Annotated in this window: 23 protein-coding genes and 5 tRNA genes; 26 read left to right on the top strand and 2 right to left on the bottom strand. The window is 41.8% G+C overall.

Annotated elements, in window-relative coordinates; translation table 11 throughout:
• Positions 1 to 1,154, top strand: a 1,154-nt coding sequence (locus JR005_RS06220; protein WP_228731764.1) for a TolC family outer membrane protein, incomplete at its 5' end; no start/stop codon positions are given.
• A 99-nt stretch (positions 1,155 to 1,253) separates the two neighbouring features.
• Positions 1,254 to 1,976, top strand: a complete 723-nt coding sequence (phoU, locus tag JR005_RS06225) for a phosphate signaling complex protein PhoU (RefSeq protein ID WP_005001828.1) — start codon at positions 1,254 to 1,256, stop codon at positions 1,974 to 1,976.
• Between the two features lie 689 nt (positions 1,977 to 2,665).
• Here the strand turns inward: phoU and JR005_RS06230 are convergent.
• Together JR005_RS06230 and argH are read right to left on the bottom strand one after the other, a co-directional pair.
• Entirely contained in the window at positions 2,666 to 2,941 is a 276-nt protein-coding gene (locus JR005_RS06230; RefSeq protein WP_005001831.1) for an oxidative damage protection protein, read from the bottom strand.
• Between the two features lie 9 nt (positions 2,942 to 2,950).
• Complete coding sequence (gene argH / locus JR005_RS06235; protein ID WP_010588797.1) at positions 2,951 to 4,384, bottom strand: argininosuccinate lyase; 1,434 nt, start codon at positions 4,382 to 4,384, stop codon at positions 2,951 to 2,953.
• Between argH and JR005_RS06240 the strand changes: the two genes are divergently transcribed.
• The 24 genes from JR005_RS06240 (at position 4,375) to rplA (ending at position 23,004) form a co-directional block, all read left to right on the top strand.
• Complete coding sequence (locus JR005_RS06240; protein WP_218665731.1) at positions 4,375 to 5,559, top strand: sensor histidine kinase; 1,185 nt, start codon at positions 4,375 to 4,377, stop codon at positions 5,557 to 5,559. The two genes, argH and JR005_RS06240, sit on opposite strands and share 10 nt — an antisense overlap.
• 37 nt (positions 5,560 to 5,596) lie before the next feature.
• Complete coding sequence (locus JR005_RS06245) at positions 5,597 to 6,337, top strand: LytR/AlgR family response regulator transcription factor (RefSeq protein ID WP_004995320.1); 741 nt, start codon at positions 5,597 to 5,599, stop codon at positions 6,335 to 6,337.
• Between the two features lie 107 nt (positions 6,338 to 6,444).
• Positions 6,445 to 7,362, top strand: coding sequence for a hydroxymethylbilane synthase (hemC, locus tag JR005_RS06250; RefSeq protein WP_218665732.1), 918 nt, complete (start codon positions 6,445 to 6,447; stop codon positions 7,360 to 7,362).
• A 25-nt stretch (positions 7,363 to 7,387) separates the two neighbouring features.
• Entirely contained in the window at positions 7,388 to 8,170 is a 783-nt protein-coding gene (locus JR005_RS06255) for a uroporphyrinogen-III synthase (RefSeq protein ID WP_004995318.1), read from the top strand.
• The gene (locus JR005_RS06260; RefSeq protein WP_004995307.1) at positions 8,167 to 9,003 is read left to right on the top strand and encodes a hypothetical protein; all 837 of its coding nucleotides are present in this window, start codon (positions 8,167 to 8,169) and stop codon (positions 9,001 to 9,003) included. The genes JR005_RS06255 and JR005_RS06260 overlap by 4 nt, the downstream gene beginning before the upstream one ends.
• 9 nt (positions 9,004 to 9,012) lie before the next feature.
• Positions 9,013 to 10,200, top strand: coding sequence for a hypothetical protein (locus JR005_RS06265; RefSeq protein ID WP_004995306.1), 1,188 nt, complete (start codon positions 9,013 to 9,015; stop codon positions 10,198 to 10,200).
• An 8-nt stretch (positions 10,201 to 10,208) separates the two neighbouring features.
• Positions 10,209 to 10,643, top strand: a complete 435-nt coding sequence (locus JR005_RS06270) for an acyl-CoA thioesterase (RefSeq protein ID WP_004995305.1) — start codon at positions 10,209 to 10,211, stop codon at positions 10,641 to 10,643.
• Positions 10,644 to 11,214: 571 nt separating this feature from the next.
• On the top strand, positions 11,215 to 11,541 hold the full coding sequence (locus JR005_RS06275) for an H-NS family nucleoid-associated regulatory protein (protein ID WP_004995304.1): 327 nt from the start codon (positions 11,215 to 11,217) through the stop codon (positions 11,539 to 11,541).
• Between the two features lie 164 nt (positions 11,542 to 11,705).
• Positions 11,706 to 12,449: a type II secretion system protein N gene (gene gspN / locus JR005_RS06280; protein WP_004995302.1), complete on the top strand. Its 744-nt coding sequence runs from the start codon at positions 11,706 to 11,708 to the stop codon at positions 12,447 to 12,449.
• Positions 12,449 to 13,282: a type II secretion system protein N gene (locus tag JR005_RS06285; RefSeq protein WP_004995300.1), complete on the top strand. Its 834-nt coding sequence runs from the start codon at positions 12,449 to 12,451 to the stop codon at positions 13,280 to 13,282. The genes gspN and JR005_RS06285 overlap by 1 nt, the downstream gene beginning before the upstream one ends.
• A 42-nt stretch (positions 13,283 to 13,324) precedes the next feature.
• Entirely contained in the window at positions 13,325 to 15,601 is a 2,277-nt protein-coding gene (gene gspD / locus JR005_RS06290) for a type II secretion system secretin GspD (RefSeq protein ID WP_218665733.1), read from the top strand.
• Between the two features lie 69 nt (positions 15,602 to 15,670).
• Complete coding sequence (locus JR005_RS06295; protein WP_004995296.1) at positions 15,671 to 16,324, top strand: FHA domain-containing protein; 654 nt, start codon at positions 15,671 to 15,673, stop codon at positions 16,322 to 16,324.
• Between the two features lie 84 nt (positions 16,325 to 16,408).
• Positions 16,409 to 17,077 carry a phosphoglycolate phosphatase gene (locus tag JR005_RS06300; RefSeq protein ID WP_004995294.1) on the top strand — a complete coding sequence of 223 codons (669 nt, stop codon included), beginning with the start codon at positions 16,409 to 16,411 and terminating at the stop codon, positions 17,075 to 17,077.
• A 125-nt stretch (positions 17,078 to 17,202) separates the two neighbouring features.
• Entirely contained in the window at positions 17,203 to 18,696 is a 1,494-nt protein-coding gene (gene trpE / locus JR005_RS06305) for an anthranilate synthase component I (protein ID WP_004995292.1), read from the top strand.
• A 98-nt stretch (positions 18,697 to 18,794) separates the two neighbouring features.
• Positions 18,795 to 18,870 (top strand) — tRNA-Thr (locus tag JR005_RS06310).
• Positions 18,871 to 18,928: 58 nt separating this feature from the next.
• Positions 18,929 to 19,012: transfer RNA gene (locus JR005_RS06315), tRNA-Tyr, on the top strand.
• Positions 19,013 to 19,049: 37 nt separating this feature from the next.
• A tRNA-Gly gene (locus JR005_RS06320) sits at positions 19,050 to 19,125 on the top strand.
• A 13-nt stretch (positions 19,126 to 19,138) separates the two neighbouring features.
• A tRNA-Thr gene (locus JR005_RS06325) sits at positions 19,139 to 19,213 on the top strand.
• 170 nt (positions 19,214 to 19,383) lie between these two features.
• Positions 19,384 to 20,574, top strand: a complete 1,191-nt coding sequence (gene tuf, locus JR005_RS06330; RefSeq protein ID WP_004991043.1) for an elongation factor Tu — start codon at positions 19,384 to 19,386, stop codon at positions 20,572 to 20,574.
• A 59-nt stretch (positions 20,575 to 20,633) separates the two neighbouring features.
• Positions 20,634 to 20,709: transfer RNA gene (locus JR005_RS06335), tRNA-Trp, on the top strand.
• Between the two features lie 69 nt (positions 20,710 to 20,778).
• Positions 20,779 to 21,219: a preprotein translocase subunit SecE gene (gene secE / locus JR005_RS06340; protein ID WP_004995290.1), complete on the top strand. Its 441-nt coding sequence runs from the start codon at positions 20,779 to 20,781 to the stop codon at positions 21,217 to 21,219.
• Between the two features lie 7 nt (positions 21,220 to 21,226).
• Positions 21,227 to 21,760: a transcription termination/antitermination protein NusG gene (gene nusG, locus JR005_RS06345; RefSeq protein ID WP_004985062.1), complete on the top strand. Its 534-nt coding sequence runs from the start codon at positions 21,227 to 21,229 to the stop codon at positions 21,758 to 21,760.
• Between the two features lie 116 nt (positions 21,761 to 21,876).
• The gene (rplK, locus tag JR005_RS06350; protein ID WP_004637639.1) at positions 21,877 to 22,305 is read left to right on the top strand and encodes a 50S ribosomal protein L11; all 429 of its coding nucleotides are present in this window, start codon (positions 21,877 to 21,879) and stop codon (positions 22,303 to 22,305) included.
• A gap of 3 nt (positions 22,306 to 22,308) precedes the next feature.
• Complete coding sequence (gene rplA / locus JR005_RS06355; RefSeq protein ID WP_004985063.1) at positions 22,309 to 23,004, top strand: 50S ribosomal protein L1; 696 nt, start codon at positions 22,309 to 22,311, stop codon at positions 23,002 to 23,004.
• The last annotated feature ends 19 nt before the right edge of the window (positions 23,005 to 23,023 follow it).

A 23,023-nucleotide genomic window follows, 5' to 3' on the forward strand; every position in this document is an offset into this window, starting at 1 on the left:
ATCAAACCACTAAACGCGGCGATTTTGGAGACTTAGGCGGCATAGAAGGCTCGGAAGAATTTTCTAACGCTTTAATCAGTAATACCTCAACCCAAAAACAAATTGCTTTAAATGCACGTCAACCTTTATTCCGTGTTGATGCTTGGGAAGGCTATAAACAGGTCAAGACTTCGGTTTTACTGAGTGAGGTCACTTTAAAATTACAAAAACAGGAACATGTCTTAAACGTTGCACAGGCTTATTTTGATGTTTTGCGGCAACAATCTTTAACGGCTGCATATTTGCAGGAAGAAAAAGCTTTGCTTGAACAACTCAATATGATGAGTGCCAAACTGAAAGAAGGTTTGGTGGCACGTAGTGACGTGAGTGAAGCAGATGCACAATATCAAAATGCACGAGCCAATCGGATTGGTGGGCAAGTCCAGCTAATGATGGCCCAAGAGAAACTCAGTCAGTTTATTGGCTCATATCAAAATGAAAAACTGGCAGTATTGTCCGATGATTTTCAGTTTCAAAAACCTTATCCAGAACAAATGAATGCTTGGCTAACCTTGGCCCAGACGCATAATTTATCCATTCAACAGGCAAGATTACAACAACAATATGCCGATGATGCTCGCCGTGTGGAAAAAGCTGCGATTTATCCACAGATCGATGCCGTTGCGAGTTATGGTTATACTAAACAAACACCTGAAACCCTGATTTCCAATGATGGTAAGTTTGACCAAATTGGAGTAGAAATGAACTGGAATATCTTTAATGGGGGGCGTACTCGCACCTCAATTAAAAAAGCACAAATGGAGCTAAATAAAGCACAATTTCAGCTCGATTCAGCTAAACGTAATGCGTCAGTTGACGTTAAACAAGCGTTTATGCAAGTGCAGACTGATCAAGCCAAATTACAAGCACGAAAAGCAGCGATGGATTCTGCCGAGCTAGTCTCTCGTTCATCAAAAGCCAGTTATAACGAAGGTTTGAAAACCATGGTAGATGTACTTTTGGCACAGCGTAATGCCTTTAATGCCAGACAGGATTATTTGAATGCACAATACGACTATATCCTAAATGTACTCAAATTAAAGGCATCCGTGGGGCAATTAAATGAAAATGATTTGGTCGAGTTGAATCGTTGGTTGGTCTACAAAACGCAATAAAACGGCTAAAAAATAGTTTTTGTCATAAAACTTTCATGATGGATATGTTTTAATCACAGTCTATATTGTTCGTTGACCCAATTTGTGTGGGAGGCTCCCTTGAGTCCAAGTAATCCTGTGTTAAGTCATCATATTTCTTCGCAATTCAATGAAGACTTGCAAGACGTCAACACTAAATTTATGACCATGGGTGGCTTGGTCGAACAACAGGTAGCCAATGCAATCCATGCTCTCTTGGATACCGATGTCAATATGGCACTTGATGTGCAGTTTAAAGACAATACGGTGAATCAATATGAACGTGATATCGATGAGGGTCTTACCTTGATCTTGGCACGTCGTCATCCTGCTGCGATTGACTTGCGTATGGTGATTGCCATGAGTAAAGCCAATACCGATTTGGAGCGTATTGGTGATGAAGCTGCTAAAATTGCCCGAATTGCCCAAAATCTATGTGAAGAGGGTGGATCACCGCGCGGTTATATGGAAACACGACATATTGGTAATCAGGTTCGCGTCATGATACATGATGCGCTGGATGCTTTTGCACGTTTGGATGCAGAGCAGGCATTGCAAGTATTACTCGCAGATGCCGATATCGATCGTGAATATCAGTCTGCAACACGAACCTTGATGACGTATATGATCGAAGATCCACGTCATATTTCCCGTGTGATTAATGTGATGTGGGTATTACGCTCACTAGAACGTATTGGTGATCATGCCCGTAATATTGCGGAACAAGTGATTTATATTGCGAAAGGTCTGGATGTTCGTCATACCCGAATTGAAGAAATTGAAGAAAAAGTTCATCGTGGATAAAATACTCTAAAGATTTTACCTAAAAAAGACCTTGAAATCATTCAAGGTCTTTTTTTATTGAACTGTATGCCGAGATGCTATCCGACATTCTTTCGGTGATGCTTTACATCAAATATTTTTAAGATTCATCTGCTTTATACTGATGATTGTTTTAATTCACTGGCAAGAACAAATTGCGCTAGAAATAAAATGGATAAATTACCTAAGCAAAACGCATAAAAAAATCCCAGATTTCTTGGGGGGAGAAATCTGGGAAGAAAACATCGTAAGGCTGCATTGGGGGATGCTTATTGCCTTGCTATGGGATAAGTATATTAAGAAAAATTGAAAGAATCATGCAGAGTCTTGTGAGGCTATGTAATGTTATATGTCGCTGTGTAAGAAACGTAAAAGTAGTCACGGGACTACTTTTACAAGTATGCGGACTTCATTATTCTTATCTTAAGGGAAACTAAAGCGATGCTTTAATTTTTTCCATATCCCTACGAGCATAGCTCTTCGTCTTGCGCAAGGGTTCAATTCCCATATGCTTGCCTACGCGGACTTCGTCCTTGTCTTACAGAAAATTAAAGCGATGCTTTAATATTTCTCCTTACGAGCATAGCTCTTCGTCTTGCGCAAGGGTTCAATTCCCATATGCTTGCCTACGCGGACTTCGTCCTTGTCTTRCAGAAAATTAAAGCGATGCTTTAATTTTCTTCAGGCTTCCAACCTTCGGCTTTTTCTACGCTTTCATCATTGTTGAAAAACTTTTCACGTTGCTCTTCCAGGAACTTTTTAGCTTCTGGCTCAAACACATTTAAGCGTTTTTCATTAATCAAGGTAGTTTGGTGTTGTAACCATTCTTGCCAAGCTTGCTTGGAAACATGCTCAAATAGCTCCTGACCTTTAGCTCCCGGAAAAGGTGCGAAGTCCAAACCTTCCATTTCTTTTTGATATTTAATACAAAATACTTGGCGGCTCATGAGATTTCCTTAAGCGTAAAGTTGTTCAAGACGTTTTTCGGCACGTGCAATTGCAGCAGTCACCTGTTTTGGAGAAGTTCCCCCAATATGGTCACGTGCATTCACAGAGGCTTCTAGCGTTAATGCTTTATCAAATACATCGGCACTAATTAAATCTGAGAATTGCTGAAGTTGTTCAAGGCTCAGTTCAGATAAATCTTTATCTTCCTGTACGCCTAGAGCCACAGCTTTACCCACAATTTCATGGGCATCACGGAACGCCACGCCTTTTTTCACCAGATAATCTGCAAGATCAGTGGCAGTTGAAAAACCACGTAATGCAGCTTCACGCATAATTTCGATATTGGGAACCAGTGCAGGAATCATGTCTGCAAATGCCATGAGTGAACCACGGACGGTATCAATTGCATCAAAAAGCGGTTCTTTGTCTTCCTGATTGTCTTTGTTATAGGCCAATGGTTGACCTTTCATCAGCGTTAATAGGCTGATCAAATCGCCAAATACACGACCTGATTTGCCACGAATTAACTCTGGTACATCTGGATTTTTCTTCTGCGGCATAATTGATGAACCTGTACAGAAGCGATCTGGAATATTCACAAATTTAAATTGAGCAGACGTCCATAAAATCAATTCTTCAGACATACGCGACAAATGCATCATGATTAAGGCTGCCGCAGCATTAAATTCAATGGCAAAATCACGATCAGAAACGGCATCCAGTGAATTTTCAGACACAGCTTCAAAACCTAAAAGTTCAGCAGTATAAGCACGATCAATCGGGTAGGTGGTTCCTGCCAGTGCAGCAGACCCTAATGGCATGCGATTAACCCGTTTACGGCAATCCTGTAAACGCTCTGTATCGCGAATCAACATTTCAAACCAAGCCAATAAATGATGACCAAAAGTCACAGGCTGCGCGGTTTGCAAATGAGTGAAACCGGGCATGATGGTATGAGTATTTTTTGCTGCGAGTCCAAGTAAGCCTTTTTGTAAGCGCTGTAAAATCGATAAAATATCGTCAATTTCATCGCGCAGATATAAACGAATATCTGTTGCGACCTGATCGTTACGGCTACGACCCGTATGGAGTTTTTTACCTGTAATTCCAATGCGTTGAGTCAGACGAGACTCAATGTTCATGTGCACATCTTCTAAGTCGATACGCCACTCAAATTGACCTGCTTCAATTTCAGATTGAATCGCAGTTAAACCCTGAATAATGTCGTCACGTTCAGCCTCGGTGAGTACTCCGACTTTGGCCAACATCGTGGCATGTGCAATTGAACCTGCAATATCCTGCTTATAAAAACGTTGGTCAAATTGTACAGATGCGGTAAATTCAGCAACAAACGCATCTGTCGCTTCACTAAAGCGACCGCCCCACATACCAGAGGTCTGGTTCTGGGCAGATGAATGAGGGGAATTTGAAGATGTGGTCATGTCGGCTCGATAAAAAAAAGCGAAAAATAAAAAAGAGTATAACAAATTCCTCAAGGCTTGCCGATGCCCAGAATTCAATGGATTTAGCTCGACACAATCACCTATCGGGCAGCTCCTTTTTTTTTAGCAAAATCGGTCAATGGCAACATTTATTGGAGTTAATGGTCGCCAGTAATGTACTGGCCATGGTGCTGGCGCTAGCTGAGGCGGGTTCATGGCAGGCTTTACAAGGCTTGCGATTATTACAATACGTTTTTTTTATCAATTGGGTGGTGTTGTCTTTTTCAGCGATTCTGGATCGGTTTCAAGGTTTTTTTAATCGTATTAATCAAGTGACTGCGTTACTGATTGGCTTTATTTTATTGCAAGTCATTGTGGTCTTAACCACGTGCATTGCCAATCTGCTGCAACACTGGGGGAGTTATTTTAACTTACATCAGTTTAATCGCGACTTGTTATTGGCAGGTGTGGACATGCATTTAAGTTATGGCATTTTGCTCGGTGCATTTTGCCTGCGTTATATGTATGTGCGTGATCAATGGTTAAATCAACAATACAGTGAACTGAATGCCCGCATACAAGCTATGCAAGCGCGTATTCATCCACATTTTCTGTTCAATAGTTTAAATAGTGTGGTCAGCTTAATCAGTCTGGATCCAGATAAAGCAGAAAACATGCTGATCAGTTTGTCTAAACTGTTTCGTGCCAGTTTGCAGCAACTTAAATTGGTTAGTTTGAATGATGAAATTGAACTTTGTCGACAATATTTATTTATCGAACAAATTCGATTAGGTGATCGATTTCATGTAGAGTGGAAAATTCCGTATAGTGTTCAACAACTTAAAACCATACAAATTCCATTGTTGACCTTGCAGCCTTTGCTTGAAAATAGTATTTTTCATGGAGTTGAGAAAATCGGTGGAGCATGTCAAATTGGTGTATTGGTTGAAATATTGCAAAATCAAGTCAGTATAGTCATTACCAATCCATACAGTCACGATACAATAAAAAGCAGAGAAGGACACGGTATTGCTATAGACAATGTGAAACAGCGTCTTCGGGCGTATTATGGAAATACGGTCAAGTTTCAAACCTATAGCGCACGTGGGTTATATACCACGGTGGTGAGTTACCGATATCAGACAAACAATAATAAGTCAGGGTTAACCGATTAAAAATGAATTAAACCAGTTAACGCGACAAGGAGAAAGAATGAGGATCTTAATCTGTGATGATGAACCTCTTGCTGTTGAACGATTGTCACGCTTGGTTACGCAATTGGGGCATCAAGTGGTTGCGACGGCTACTCATGGGCAAGATGCTTTAGATCTGGTCGAACAATATGAACCAGATGTGGTCTTGCTCGATATTCAAATGCCAGAAATGGATGGCTTGTTTTGTGCAGAGCAAATCAGTCATTTTGACCCTATGCCTGCAATTGTCTTTTGTACGGCTTATGATGATCATGCACTGGAGGCCTTTAAATCTCAGGCTAAAGGTTATTTGCTCAAACCCATTTCTCAGCAAGATTTGCAACAGGTTTTAGATCACTTAACCAAGTTAACTCAAGCTCAATTGAGCACAATAAAACAAAAAGAAGATATGGACGACGTGAAAATACAACGACATCAAATTACAGCCAAAACTTATCGTGGTGTAGAACTGATTCCGATTGAAAATATTTATTATTTTCTGGCAGATCAAAAATATGTCACGGTACGCCACAAAAATGGCAGTGTCCTCATCGATGAAACCTTAAAAGAACTTGAACAGGAATTTTCCGAGCGTTTTATTCGTATTCATCGTAATGCATTGGTTTCGGTTGATTATCTGGAAGGCCTTGAACTGGTCACTTCGGGTCAATATCAAGTCCGTTGTCGTGAGGTGAGCGAGCGTCTTTCTGTCAGCCGTCGCCACTTGCCCCAATTACGCGAACGTATGCAAAAACTCTAAAAAGACCGCAACTTTAAGCGCTTGTAGATTTGTTTAACTTAGATTTTACTTGCAATTTTAAAAGATCGGGTTAAGTTTAGAGTTTGTTTTTAACTGATCCAAGATTTATGCAGACCTTGAAAATTGCGACTCGACAAAGCCCGCTTGCTTTATGGCAAGCAGAACATATTCGTGCTCGATTACAGGAACTTTATCCTGACCTAGAGGTGGAGCTGGTCAAATTTGTGACGCAAGGCGATAAAATCTTGGATACTCCGTTAGCAAAGATTGGCGGTAAAGGTTTATTTGTCAAAGAATTAGAAGCGGCATTACTCGATGGCCGTGCTGATCTGGCGGTTCACTCCATGAAAGATGTACCAATGCATTTGCCTGAAGGTTTGTGCTTGCCTGTGATTTGTGAGCGTGAAGATCCTTTTGATGCTTTTGTATCCAATCACTTTGTTCATTTTGAGGATTTACCTCAAGGTGCGCGAGTTGGTACATCAAGTTTGCGTCGTAAATGTCAAATTTTAAAACAACGTCCAGACTTAACCATTATTGATTTACGTGGCAATGTCGGCACACGCTTGTCCAAACTGGATGAGGGTCAATATGATGCGATTATTCTGGCTAGTGCTGGACTGAAACGTTTAGGGTTAGAAAGTCGTATTCGCCATGCTCTTGCGGCTGAAATTAGCCTGCCAGCGGTGGGGCAAGGCGCATTGGGGCTGGAGTGCCGTACAAATGATCAGACTGTTCTGGACTTAATTCAACCTTTATTACATGAGCAAACTTGGCATTGTGTTCGGGCAGAACGTGCTTTTAATGCGTATTTAGAAGGGGGCTGCCAAGTCCCAATCGCAGGGTATGCGACTTTAGATGGGAATCAAATTTCGATTGAAGGTCGTGTAGGCAGTGTGGATGGACAAACTTTACTTTGCGCACAGCAATCGGATCATACTGAACACGCCGAGCAGTTAGGTATCCGTTTGGCGCAACAACTTTTGCAACAGGGTGCAGGAGAGTTGTTGAGTGCATTGCATTAATTGAGAGTACTTGGATTATATTGCCATGTTATTTATCAATACTCGTCCTAAAATTCGCGCTGAAAAACTCAATCAGTCTTTAACAACTGAAGGATATGAGGTCATTGATTATCCTTTGTTGGAGTTGATTGAATCTCCTTATTCGGATGAGTTATCTGGACTTTATCAACAGCTTACCAAGACGCAAGTGATTGTGGTGGTGAGTCCGACTGCGGCTGAAATTGGCTTGCGTTATTTACATCTTTCAGGCGTTGAAATTGAGCAGCTTAAGCATATTCAATGGGTTGCAGTTGGACAACGTACCGCAGATTATCTTGCGCAATCTCAAATTTATGCTGAAGTGCCTGCCATTGAAACATCAGAGGGCATGTTACAGCTTGAGATGTTTAGATCCAATACCGAGCTAAAACGAATCGCATTCTGGCGAGGTGAGGGCGGTCGTCAATTTATGATGCAACATTTGCAGGCACAAGGGGTTGAAGTCTTAAATTTTGTGTTATACAGCAGACGTTGCCCTGTGGAAGCGACGGAGCATCTTGCTCAGCTAACATCCAGAATATCCGCAGAGCAGCAAAAAGTATGGGTTTTAATCAGTAGTGAAGCAAGTTGGCTCAATTGGTTAGAATTACTCAAAGCCTTGCCATCACACTGTCATCAGTGTTGTTATATGGTATTGGGCGAACGTTTATTTCACATATTAAAGACATATCAACATCAGCGAAATGCGTATTATTCGGTTTGCCGTGTGGATGACTTAAAACCTGAAACCGTGTTAGCGCAATTAAAGCAAAATGAAGGACGTTTATGAGGAAATTTATTGGGTTGATCTTGATTTTGGCTTTGCTGTGGCTAGCGAAGTTAAGTTATGACTCGTATCTGCTTTCTCAGCGTTTTGATCTTCTTCAGCAAAATATCACTCAGATGGAACAAAATAATGCCAACCTGAATGATCATTTGGTTGCGTTACAACGTCAATTTACGAATCCTGCTGATCAGTCTTCTACTGCAAGTGAACCAGCGGCATCTGCCGCTATTCATACCGCCTTAAATCCAGTGATATTGGTTAAACAACAATTAGAACTCGTGCAGTTTGCTTTACAACAGCATCAATATATTTATGCAGTTGATAAACTCAACCAGCTTAATCAGTCCTTGGCCAGCTATACCCTTGCTCCTGCCTTAGAACGCAGCTTGCATGAAAGTATTACTAAAGATAAACAAGCCATTCAGCAATTTGTGATTTCCAAAAATCAGCAGCAACAAAGCTTTGATGATCTGATTCAGTTGATCGATCAAGATTTGCAAATGGCACAAGAAAATACCCATGTAGAACTGAAAAGACAGCAGCAACAGCATTTTTGGCAAGGTTGGTTTCAGTTGCAGCGTGTCGATCGCGCTCCCGCAGAATTGATTAATCGACGGATTATTTTAAAAGAAGTACAACTACGTTTGTTATTGGCTCGTCAGGCGATTAACGATGGACATTTAACTGAATATCAGCATGTGTTAAGCATGGCGATACAGCAATTGGCACAGCTTCCAGATCAATCTAGCCAAGATTTAAAACTTCGACTGGAAAAACTGAAACAACTTCCTGCGCTTCCTGTACCGAAACTCATTACACTCGAATTATTGGGCTAAGGAGCAACTATGCGCGTATTACTCCAGACTTATGCCGTAATCGCTTTGTGTGTATTGGCCTTACTCAGTGTGTTGAGTTATGGCTATGGGGCGGGTTATGTCTATATTTATTGGCGTGACTGGCAACTACAAACCAATGTCTGGATATTATTGTTGTTGATGGGCGCATTGAGTCTATTCGCGCAATTCATCTGGATGGCTGTCCGACGATATTTACATCGTGAACAGCGTAAACTGGAAACGGTTTTTAATTTTTCGCATTTGCACCCATATGAACAATTAGGGGTCATTTTGTTGTTGGAAGCAGCAAAAGATCAGCAAAGTTTTGTCAATCAGGTATTTGAAAAATCGGGTTTACTCAAGGGAATTGTTGAGGCCAAGCTGTTATTTCAAAATGGACAATATGATCAAGCTTTGCATGCGCTCAATGATACCTCGCCGATGGCATTTGAATTGGCTGAATTGCAACGAATAGAACTCCTTCTGGCGCAAGATGAAACTGAACAGGCTCTTACCCATTTGGAGTTTTTACAACAGCATCAATTATCTCCGTGGTTGAAACAGGTTGAACAAGCCTATCAACATCGTATTACTGCATTGTGGGGACAGTTGGCATTACAGCAGCCTTGGGTGTATTTGCGCTCGCACAAGTACGGACATTTAGATCCACAAAGTCGTGATCTGTGGTTACAACAACTTTTAACTCAGTTTGAACAGGCTTCTCTGGACGATTTGCAAGCACTTCAACAACGTTATCTGGACTTAGAGCAGGAAATTAAGACGCGGCCTTATAGCAGTAAGCTGTTATGGCTTAAATTACTTGCGCGTTTACCCGATATGAGCTTGCCACATGAAATGTTGGCCCTACATTTGTTAAATGAACAATTTGATCGCGATGTATTTTATTTATGGTTTCAGCAACAGTTGTTAAAGCAAAATCCAGATTATCAGGATATTGAAGCCAAAATAGATCAATTTGAACAGCGTTATTTGAGTATGCCTATACTGACCTTTGCAAAATGGCATGTCTATATGGCAACACAGCGGTCAACGGAAGCCGAAAGATTATTAGCGTTGTATCCAAATGATGTTCTGATGAGTTATTTGCGGGTCAAGTCGCAATTGAATGAAAGTCAGATTCAACAATTAAATTTAGTCTTTGAAAATGATGCTAATTTTCTACAGTTTAAAATATGAGTTAGATGATGAATGAACTTGCACAATACCCTGTAATTCACGAACAAGCGGTGGCATGGGGCGATATGGATGCCTTTGGTCATGTCAATAATGTTTTATATTATCGATATATTGAAAGTGCACGAATTCGTTATTTAGATGCTTTAAATATTTTTGATGAAAAGATATATACCGTGGTTGCATCAAATCAGTGCAAATATTTAAGTCCAGTATTTTATCCTGATACCTTGAAAATAGGTGCGCGAGTTGAGGAGATTCGTAATAGTGCATTTAGAATGAGTTATCTATTATGGAGTACAACGCTGGAAAAAGTAGTCGCAACGGGAGAGGCAGTCATGGTGGTGGTTGATCCTATCCAGCTTGCTAAACAAGCCATTCCAGAGCATGTAAAACAGAAAATCATCATGCTAGAGCAACAAGTAGGTCATCAACTGAATACTTAATCTGTTTTTAAGTTTTAAATGAGATAAAAATCAAGATGTAATGAGACTTCGATTATTAATGTCGAGCCAAGCGGATTTGATTCTTCGGAAAAAATTATATTGCTTGTTTAGGTTTTGTTGAAAAATCTAGAAATATGAAGGATATCCATAAGAGGCAATATCCTTTTTTTATGGACATAGTACCTCAATTGTTTTAATAGATTTGAGCGAATGTGGTTGCCTACATAATCACCTACTGGATATCAGGGATTAAACAGAACAATATGTCTGCTCTTTCATCACAGGAAAAACTAATTAAACTGAGGCAATAGAGTTTTAATTATGTTATTTATTAAACTACGCCTACTTTTTTAATCTTTACGTGTTTTAATTAAGCTTATACTTATAATGAAATTGCTAAGGTATCAAAAGAATATAATGGTATTTGTAGTGTGTTGTTTAAAATTTCGCGTTAATACTTGATTAAGGCACTTAAACTAAAATATGATTGGTTTGAATTTAATTTAAATAATTAATTTTAAGTTTTTTGTCTGAATCACATTTTGTATTTGTATATTGGAGTAGGTTTTTAATGAAACCAGATATTAGTGAACTTTCGGTTGATGAGTTAAAACGGTTGCAAGAAGAAGCTGAGGCATTAATTGCATCAAAAAAAGATCAGGCAATTGAAGATGCTTATAATCAAATTTTAGCAGTTGCTGAGGCAGTGGGCTTTACGGTTGAAGAATTACTTGAGTATGGTGAGCAAAAGCGTAAAAAAACTACGCGTAAAGCCGTTGAGCCGCGCTACCGTAATAAAAATAATCCAGAAGAAACTTGGACAGGTCGTGGTAAACAACCTCGCTGGCTTGTTGCTGAACTTGAAAAAGGTGCAAAACTTGAAGACTTCTTGATCTAGTTTTCATCTTTTTGTCACTCAATCAGTTTAAAGTGAGAAAAACCAAGCAAGAATGCTTGGTTTTTTTATAGAGTTGAATTGGCGATGTTGAAAAAGTATGCATAATGTCTAAAAGAGAAAAATCTCAACAGGGAAAGGCAGTTTGCATAAGTGGTAATGGCTGAATGAAAAAAAAATCGAAGCAAGTGACATGGTGGATATTTGCCGTTATTGCATTTTTAGTCTTTGTGGTTTTACAAATTCCTGCGAATTGGTTAATTTCAAAATTTTCTAAAAATAATCAAACCCTCAGCAATGTCAGTGGCAACATTTGGCAAGGGCAGGCTGATTGGCATCGTGGTAATTTACGTGGCTCTTTACACTGGAACACGCGCCCACTCGATTTAATGTTATTACGGGTCGCTGCCGATGTTGAAGTCCATAGCGGTAATACCCAGTTGAATGGTGTTTTGGGTTATGGTTTTGGTAAAAAAATTATTGTTCGTCAACTCAGTGGTCAGATTGCGCCAGAAACTTTAAAGTCGGTTGTAAACTGGCAATGGCCAGCCAATAGCATTCAACTTAGCGATGTAAAATTTAATTATCAAAAAGATCATGGATTTACTCAAAGCGAAGGACAATTACATTGGGGGGGCGGTGCGTTAACTTATACGTATGGGCAGCGTCAAGAGCGTATGGATATGCCATCATTACAAGGACAATTACAAGATGCAGATGGACGTTTACAAATTGATATTCGTGATCAACGCAATCAAAAAATGGCAAACCTCGCTTTTGATCAAAATCTCATGCTCGATGCTCAACTCACGCAACGATTACTGTTAAATGTGCCTTCGTATGAAGGTAAAGCTGGTTTGGATACTTTTGTTATTAGTACCCGTCAACCATTGTTCTCAGGTGGATTGTAATGAAAGCAATGTTTGAACGTATGCAACAGATGCCGTGGCACAAATTCGATAAATTATCGGCCTTAGTGCTCGTTCTTTTGATTTTATGGCTCTGCTGGAAATTGGCTTCGTTATTTTGGTGGGTGGTTGCGCCGCCACAAGCCATGCAGTTTGATCGTGTCGAACTCGGTTCTATGCAGGCACAGATTCCAAATATCACCAGTTTTTCATTATTCAGTGAGCCGACTGCAACGGCAACTAACAATAATCAGAGCTTTGAATTGCAAGGCGTGATGATTGGTTATCCAAATCGGTTTTCTTCTGCTGTGATTAAAGTGAATGATAAAGCCGAGCGTTATCGTGTGGGCGATATAATTGATAATAGTGCTTATCAGCTGTCGGAAGTGTATTGGGATCATGTGATTTTGCGTCAAAGCAATGGGGCTGTTCAGGAAGTTCGCTTCAAAGGACTCGAAAATGGGCTGTATCAACCCATTGTACCACCCACACAAACTACGCCCACGACAACGACAGCTCCCGCAGCTACGCAAGGGCCTAATGCCATGATTGGGCAAGCGATTCAACAAATGCAGCAAAATCGGGATCAATATTTGCAAAATATGGGGGTTAGTGCTGCCAATGGATCAGGCTATGAGGTGACCGATCATACCCCTTCAGCACTACGAAATACGTTAGGGTTAAGACCTGGGGATCGCATTCTTTCAGTCAATGGACAGGCAGTGGGTCAAGGACAAAATGACGTACAACTGCTAGAACAAGTGAAGCGCGAAGGACAGGTCAAAATAGAAATAAAGCGTGGTGATCAAGTGATGACCATACAACAAAGTTTTTAAGTGATGTTGATCATCATAACGAGTTAGGAAAAAGAGCAGGCTATGGCTTTATTGAATCATCATCGTCCACTTTGGACTTTACTGGCAGCCGCTCCAGTGATGGCAGCTATTAGTACAAGTGCCTTTGCACAAACATGGAAGATTAACTTACGCGATGCTGATTTAACTGCATTTATTAATGAAGTGGCGGATATTACAGGGAAAAACTTTGCGGTCGATCCGCGTGTTCGCGGTAACGTGACGGTTATTTCCAATAAGCCTTTAAATAAAAATGAAGTTTATGACCTATTTTTAGGGGTTTTAAACGTCAATGGCGTGGTCGCTGTTCCTTCTGGTAATACCGTGAAACTGGTTCCAGATAGCAATGTCAAAAACTCAGGTGTGCCTTATGATGCGCGCAATAATGCACGAGGCGATCAAGTGGTCACTCGCGTGATCTGGGTGGAAAATACCAACCCAAATGATCTGATCCCTGCATTACGCCCATTGATGCCGCAATTTGCCAATCTGGCTGCCGTGCCAGGAACCAATGCACTTATTGTTTCAGATCGCGCAGCCAATATTGCTCAGCTTGAAACCATTATTCGTAATCTGGATGGTACTGGGCAAAATGATGTCGAAGCGGTTGCCCTACAAAATAGTCAGGCAGAAGAAATCATAGGTCTGCTGGAATCGATGAGTTCAACGGGTGCATCAAAAGATCTCAATGGTTCTCGTGTGCGGATTATTGCGGATACTCGAACCAATCGAATTTTGGTCAAGGGAGATACAGGCAGTCGTAAACGTATTCGTAATTTGATTGAAACACTGGATGTCCCTTCGGCTGACCGTTTGGGTGGTCTAAAGGTTTTTCGTCTCAAATATGCCAGTGCCAAGAATCTCGCAGAAATTCTACAAGGCTTGGTGACAGGGCAATCGGTTTCAGGCTCGAACAGTACTGGTCGTAATAGTGCTGCTAGCTCAAGCTCGAATAACAATAATAATGCTATTAATGGCCTAATTAACAATCAGAATAATGGTTCGAGCTCAGGTAGTAGCTCGATTTCAACGCCATCGATTAACTTAAACAGTGGCTCAAGTTCCAACCAAAATCAAAACTCAATTACCAGTTTTAGCAATAACGGTGTCAGCATTATTGCAGACAGCTCGCAAAATGCATTGGTGGTCAAAGCAGAGCCACAGTTGATGCGCGAAATTGAATCCTCTATTCAACAACTGGATATTCGTCGTGAACAAGTATTGATTGAAGCTGCCATTATTGAAGTATCGGGTGATGATTCAGATCAATTGGGTATTCAATGGGCACTGGGTGATTTAAGTAGTGGGGTCGGGCTAATTAGCTTTGGCAATGTAGGCGCGAGTCTGGCTTCCATTGCGGCAGGTTATGCCAGTGGTGGTACAGCGGGCGCTGCTGCGGCCATTGCGGGTGGCACCAATAAAGGCAATGGAGCTACGATTGGGCTAGGGAATTTTGATTCGCGTAAAGCCTATGGTGCGCTCATTCAGGCACTTAAAACCAATACCAAGTCTAATCTGTTATCTACTCCGTCCATTGTTACCATGGACAATGAAGAAGCTTATATTGTGGTGGGGCAAAACGTTCCTTTTGTTACAGGTTCGGTAACAACGAACAGTACTGGTATTAATCCTTATACTACTGTTGAACGTAAGGATGTGGGGATCACGCTTAAAGTTGTACCGCATATTGGTGATAATGGCACGGTGCGTCTGGAAGTGGAACAGGAAGTGTCTGCGGTTCAGGATAAAGGTGAAGCGACTGATTTAATAACTAGTAAACGTGCGATCAAAACGTCGGTGTTGGCTGAACATGGGCAAACCGTGGTATTGGGTGGTTTGATATCAGATAACACCTTGCTTTCGCGTCAAGGCATTCCGGGTTTAAGCAGTATTCCTTATGTAGGTCGCTTATTCCGTTCGGATGCACGCAGTAATGAAAAGCGTAATTTGCTGGTATTTATTCATCCAACCATTGTGGGAGATGCGGATGATGTACGTCGTATTTCGCAGCAACGCTACAATCGACTTTATAGCCTTCAGTTAGCGATGGATAAGGAGGGTAATTTCGCCAAGCTTCCTGAGAATGTTGAAAATATTTATCAACCTTCAACTCCGCAAGTGCTTGCACAAGCGCAGAATCCAAATTATCAGCAAGTTCCATCTTCGGGGCAAAATCAGGTTATTGCCACGCCAGTTGCCGTTGAGCCTGCTGTGCAGCGACAATCTATTACTTTACCTGCAAAAGAGGTTGAACGAACTAAAAATACCGTGACCACCACTACAGTACGACCGGCATCTTAACAGGATCGGCACGAAATCGTATTTTGAGCATGTTATGATGTGATCAAATCAAAATTAGAGAGTTTAGTTATGACTTGGAAGTTACAGGCGATTACGGGTGAGTTTACGGGGCAGGAAATAAGTGTCGATCACGATTTACTGGTTGGACGTGGTCAGGATGCAGATCTGGTTTTACAAGCCGCTGAGGTTTCACGTAAACATGCAGCACTTCTGTTAAAAGATGATCAGCTTTGGGTGCAAGATTTAAACTCTTCAAATGGTACCTTTGTCAATGACTTGCGCATTGAGCAGGAAGTACAACTGCACGAAGGTGATATTGTTCAATTTGCAGGACTCAAATTTTCGGTTTTAGCACCAGCACAGCAAAATCAGGATTTGCCAGAAATTGAAGTAGAGCCTGTGGCAGAGACATCAGAACAACAAGTACTCAAAACCCCAGCGCAACAAATGAATGATGCAGGGATGCCTAGCCTGACTGAACGTGCCGCAGAAACATCCGTTAGTCGTGAAGGTATGCCGCAGTCGGTTGGTGTGCCGAAACCTGCACCGATTCCAGAAGGTGCAGAGGTTAAGACCCAAGTCGAACCTGCACCAAAGCCAATTGAGCAGCCTGTATCTCGAGTTGAGCAGGAAAAAGAGCAGCAAAAAAATGCATCTGTTGGGCTCATGACGGTGGTTGTGATTATTATTCTTGCAGTACTGGCTTGGCTATTTTTCAAATAAGCAGGCCTTGCCTTTGAGATTGAGGGCATGCATCGGCATGCCTTTATTTATTGAATATTTAAAAAATTGAAAGCAGGATATGTGATGTCATTGTTACAACTTGAACAGCGTAAACTCATTTTATTTGATCTGGATGGAACCCTAGTCGATACCGCCTCGGATATGTATCACTCTATGAATTTAAGTTTAGAGCAGCTCGGTTGGGCGGCGGTGACGGAAGTACAGGTTCGACAATGGGTGGGACAGGGTACAGGCAAACTCTGCGATGCCGTTTTACAGTTTTTATTTGGTCAAATTGAACCTGAGAAACATCAACAACTCTTAAAAAAATATTTGGAAGTTTATGAGCAGGAGTTGTGTGTTTATAGCCGTCTATTTGATGGTGTACAGACTTTTTTAGAAACGTGTAAAAATCGTCATATAGAGATGGCATGTGTCACCAATAAACCCGAGCATTTAGCCAAAGAGCTATTACAGAAATTACAGATCGATCATTATTTTCCTCTGGTCGTGGGCGGAGACAGCTTGGCATTACGTAAACCAGATCCGTTGCCGTTATTGCATAGTATGCAAGTCTTTAATACTACGCAGCCACAAACCTTAATGGTGGGGGATTCGAAAAATGATATCGAAGCGGCTCGACGTGCAGGTATCGATTGTATTGTAGTCAGCTATGGCTATAATCATGGAGAGAGTATTTACGATAGTGATCCGCAACAAGTGGTCGATCGTTTGGATCAATTATTGGTTTAAATCAAGTCTTTTATCAAAGAGTGAATAAGGAGTGTGGAATGAGTTTGGTTCAGGTTTTTCGATGGCGATAATCGCGTCTTTTATCAACATTATCGTGCTTAACTAGAAACCATTGAGAGAAATTCATGACAACACTTGCACAGTTTGAACAGTTAAAAGCGGCGGGCTATAACACTATTCCCGTTTATCGCCAGCGTTTGGCAGATACTGAAACCCCACTTTCTGTTTTTGCACGACTCAAAGATCATACCCAAGCGTATTTATTTGAATCGGTTGAGGGGGGCGAAAACTGGGCGCGTTACTCCATTATTGGTTTAGGTGAATCAACCGTTTTTTCCTGCAATGCAGGACAGCTCACTATTAAAAATGCACAAGGTCAAATCGAAACGCAGCAATGCGCTGACCCTTTTCAATATATTCGTGACTATCAAAGCCAGTTTAAAGTTCCTCCACATGCTTTGATTCCAGCATTACCGCAATTTACAGGTGGTCTGGTAGGATATTTTGGTTACGATGCGGTACGTTATATCGAACCACGGTTAAATAATGTGCCTGAAGCAGATCCAGTCGGTTTGCCTGATATTTGGATGATGTTATCTAAAACAGTCATTATTTTTGATAATTTAAAAGATACACTTTTCTTAATCGTTCATGCCGACACACAGGATGAAGAAGCTTACCAATCCGCGCAAAATCAACTGGATTCTTTAGAAAGATTATTGGCAACTCCTGTCAGTTTGCAAGCCAAAGCGCACACCGCACCCCATTTTGAATCTTTAACAGGTAAAGACAACTTTTTGGCCTCTGTTGAAACCGTCAAAGAATATATCCGAGCTGGGGATGTGATGCAGGTAGTACCGGGGCATCGCATGGTCTCAGATTTTGATGGTGATGCTTTACAGGTGTATCGTGCCTTACGTCATTTAAATCCATCGCCTTACTTGTTTTTGGTTCAGGGCAGAACATTGACCGATGATCAACCTTTTCATATTGTCGGGTCTTCACCTGAAATCTTGTCCAGACTTGAAGAGGGTATTGCGACTGTGCGCCCACTGGCAGGCACACGGCCTCGCGGTAAAACCAAAGAAGAAGATTTGGCTTTAGAGCAAGAACTATTGAACGATGAAAAAGAAATTGCTGAACATTTGATGCTGATTGACTTGGGTCGTAATGATGTTGGGCGTGTCTCTAAAATAGGCAAAGTTCAAGTGACTGACCGTATGGTGATCGAACGTTATTCACATGTGATGCATATTGTCTCGAATGTACAGGGTGAAGTACGTGATGACATAGATGCTTTGGATGTCTTCAAAGCCACTTTCCCTGCGGGAACCTTATCTGGCGCGCCAAAAATTCGTGCGATGGAAATTATTGACGAAGTAGAGCCAGTAAAGCGCGGAATTTTTGGTGGGGCAGTGGGTTATTTGGGTTGGCATGGTGAAATGGACATGTCGATTGCGATCCGTACCTGCGTTATTCGTCATAATAAAGTCTATGTACAGGCAGGAGCGGGGTTGGTTGCGGACTCAAATCCTGAGTCAGAATGGAATGAAACCCAAATAAAAGCTCGCGCAGTGATCAAAGCGGTTGAATTATCGTCAAACGGATTGATTTTATGAGTTTTTAGCGGTTTTTTTGAAAAAACCGCTTGCATCGTTTCTGAGTTTTGCTAAACTGCACACCGTTCCGATACGAAACGTACGAAACACTAAGAAACGCCGGCATAGCTCAGTTGGTAGAGCAACTGACTTGTAATCAGTAGGTCCACAGTTCGAATCCGTGTGCCGGCACCATTTTAAAGTGTAGCGTAAGTGAAGTAAAGAACTAACACTGAAAGTTAAGTGTGATATTGGTGAGATTCCCGAGCGGTCAAAGGGAACAGACTGTAACTCTGTCGCGTAAGCTTCGAAGGTTCGAATCCTTCTCTCACCACCATTAACTTCGATTGAAGTGGTAAATGTACCAACGCTGTGCGGGAGTAACTCAGTTGGTAGAGTGGCAGCCTTCCAAGCTGCATGTCGCGAGTTCGATCCTCGTCTCCCGCTCCATCGAAGGATTATCGCTCTTATAGCTCAGTGGTAGAGCACTCCCTTGGTAAGGGAGAGGTCTCGAGTTCAAATCTCGATAAGAGCTCCAGATACAGTTTGGTGAATGAAAATTCACAAAAATTTCAAAAGCAGGCTTATTAGTCTGCTTTTAAAGTATTGGGCGTCTGTTTTTTTAGACTAATGTCGATGTGCTGTGTAGCTTCGGTGCCTTTTGTAGCCTCTTGTAGCTTGCTTTCGACTTAAATGAGGATGATCATCATGGCTAAAGCCAAGTTTGAACGTAATAAACCACACGTAAACGTGGGCACAATTGGTCACGTTGACCATGGTAAAACAACTCTTACTGCTGCAATCGCAACAATCTGTGCGAAAACTTACGGCGGTGAAGCGAAAGATTACTCACAAATCGACTCAGCTCCTGAAGAAAAAGCACGTGGTATTACCATTAATACTTCACACGTAGAATACGATTCTCCAATTCGTCACTACGCGCACGTAGACTGCCCAGGTCACGCCGATTATGTTAAAAACATGATCACTGGTGCTGCTCAGATGGATGGTGCGATCCTTGTATGTGCTGCGACTGATGGTCCAATGCCACAAACTCGTGAACACATTCTTCTTTCTCGTCAGGTGGGTGTACCTTACATCATCGTATTCTTAAACAAATGCGACCTAGTAGACGACGAAGAGCTTCTTGAGCTAGTAGAAATGGAAGTTCGTGAACTTCTTTCTACTTATGACTTCCCAGGTGATGACACTCCAGTAATCCGTGGTTCTGCGCTTAAAGCGTTGGAAGGCGACGCTGGCGAATACGGCGAGAAATCAGTTCTTGACCTCGTTGCTGCACTTGACTCTTATATCCCAGAGCCAGAGCGTGCAATCGACAAAGCATTCTTGATGCCAATCGAAGACGTATTCTCAATTTCTGGTCGTGGTACAGTAGTAACTGGCCGTGTAGAATCAGGTATTGTTAAAGTTGGTGAGTCAGTTGAAATCGTGGGTATCCGTGATACTCAAACTACGACAGTGACTGGCGTTGAAATGTTCCGTAAACTGCTTGACGAAGGTCGTGCAGGCGAGAACTGTGGTGTGTTGTTACGTGGTACTAAGCGTGAAGACGTACAACGTGGTCAAGTATTGACTAAGCCAGGTGCGATCAAGCCACACACTAAATTTGACGCAGAAGTATACGTACTTTCTAAAGAAGAAGGTGGTCGTCATACTCCATTCCTAAATGGTTACCGTCCACAGTTCTATTTCCGTACCACTGACGTAACTGGTGCAATCCAGTTGAAAGAAGGCGTGGAAATGGTTATGCCAGGTGACAACGTAGAAATGTCAGTAGAATTGATCCACCCGATCGCAATGGACCCAGGTCTACGTTTTGCGATTCGTGAAGGTGGTCGTACTGTAGGTGCTGGTGTTGTTGCGAAAGTAACTGCATAATCACTTTATACGGTTGCAATTTTTTAGCCGAGAGTCTAGACTCTCGGCTTGTGTGTCCTAGGTCAGTAGTTCAATTGGTAGAGCGTCGGTCTCCAAAACCGAATGTTGGGGGTTCGAGTCCCTCCTGGCCTGCCACGTTATGACAAGCTTGATGCTGACTTAAGTGTCATATAATAAGTCGCGAGTTCAACGACGAGTAAAAAAATGTCGAATGATAAATCGCGTGACGCATTAAGCGACGCGCCAATCCCTCAAAGAAATAATTCTGCCGAAGTTGTCACTTCTGGTTCGCCGTTGGATATTGTACTGTGGGTGATTGCACTGGTACTTTTAGTTGGTGCAGCCATGGTGAATCAATATCTACCTGCGTATTGGCCACCTGCAAATAGTGTTTGGGTGCGTGTTGGTGTAATTATCGCTTGTATCGTTGTTGCTTTAGGTTTATTATACGCCACCCATCAGGGTAAAGGCTTTGTTCGTTTACTTAAAGATGCGCGACTTGAGCTGCGTCGAGTAACTTGGCCAACAAAACAAGAAACCGTGACCACATCTTGGCAGGTTTTGTTAGTGGTTATTATTACTGCAATTGTATTGTGGTGTTTTGACTATGGACTGGGTTGGTTAATTAAGTTAATTATCGGATAAAAGAGCTATGAAACGTTGGTACATTATTCATGCCTATTCTGGTTATGAAAAACAGGTAATGCGTTCTTTGAATGATCGTATTGCACGTAGCGCTGTTGCCGATAGCTTTGGTGAAGTCCTTGTTCCTACCGAAGAAGTGGTGGAAATGAAGGATGGTAAGAAGCGTAAATCAGAACGTAAGTTCTTTCCAGGCTATGTGTTGGTCGAAATGGAAATGAACGATGAAACTTGGCACATTGTTAAAGAGTGTCCAAAAGTTCTAGGCTTTATAGGTGGAACAGCAGAAAAGCCTGCTCCGATTTCACAAAAAGAAGCTGATGCGATTCTTGCACGTGTGCGCAATACTGGTGAAGCACCTCGTCCTAAGACAATGTTTGAGCCAGGCGAAGAATTATTGGTGACTGATGGTCCGTTCACAGACTTTAAAGGAGTCGTGGAGGAAGTTCAGTACGAGAAGTCTCGTTTAACGTTGACGATTAATGTATTTAACCGTCCAACTCAGGTTGAACTCGAATTTCGTCAAGTCGAAAAAGCGAATTAATCTGAATTGGTTGGAAAGCGCCCGATCTGATCGGGCATTTGTTATTACAGCATCCTGTATGTTGTGAAGTAAATGTTGGGGAGCCTAGCGGCGTTTGTACCCAGAGGTAATCTATAATGGCTAAGAAGATTGACGGCTATATCAAGCTGCAAGTTCCAGCTGGTAAAGCAAATCCATCTCCACCAATTGGTCCTGCTTTGGGTCAACGTGGTGTTAACATCATGGCGTTCTGTAAAGAATTCAATGCTGCGACACAAAAACTTGAAGTAGGTTTGCCTATTCCTGTCGTGATCACTGTGTACAACGATAAGTCGTTCACTTTCATCATGAAAACTCCACCTGCATCTATTCTTCTTAAGAAAGCTGCTGGTATTCAAAAGGGTTCTTCTGTACCAAACAAAACTAAAGTTGGTAAGTTGACTCGTGCTCAATTAGAAGAAATTGCGACTACGAAAGAACCAGATTTAACTGGTGCTGATTTAGACGCACGTGTTCGTACCATCGCTGGTTCTGCACGTTCTATGGGCTTGGAAGTGGAGCTATAAGACATGGCAAAGTTAACTAAACGTCAAAAAGCCATTGCTGCTGCTGTCGATACTAACAAAGTTTATACTTTGGAAGAAGCGGTACAAGTTCTTAACGACCTACCTGCTGCTAAATTCAAAGAGTCTTTGGATGTTGCAGTTAATCTGGGTGTAGATCCACGTAAATCTGATCAGGTTGTTCGTGGCGCGACTACACTTCCAGCGGGTACTGGTAAGACTGTACGTGTTGCAGTATTTGCTCAGGGTGCTGCTGCTGAAGCTGCTAAGGCTGAAGGTGCTGATATCGTAGGTTTTGATGATCTTGCTGAAAGCATTCAACAAGGTAATCTTGATTTTGATGTTGTGATCGCGGCTCCAGATGCAATGCGCGTTGTAGGTAAGTTGGGTACGATTCTTGGTCCACGTGGCTTAATGCCAAACCCGAAAGTGGGTACGGTTACTCCAGATGTTGCTGGTGCAGTTAAAAATGCGAAAGCAGGTCAGGCGCGTTACCGTGTAGACAAAGCAGGTATTATCCATGCTGCGATCGGTCAAGTGGGTTTTACCGCTGAAGCGATCCGTCAAAACGTTGAAACTTTAGTTGCTGACTTGAAAAAGTTAAAACCTGCAACTTCTAAAGGTGTTTATATCAAAAAGATCACTTTGAGCTCAACAATGGGCCCTGGTTTGACTGTTGATGTAAATAACGTTTCTAACTAATTTTAGTTAAAAGATTTTT

The organism is Acinetobacter sp. Colony158, assembly GCF_019264745.1.
Classification (GTDB): domain Bacteria; phylum Pseudomonadota; class Gammaproteobacteria; order Pseudomonadales; family Moraxellaceae; genus Acinetobacter; species Acinetobacter ursingii.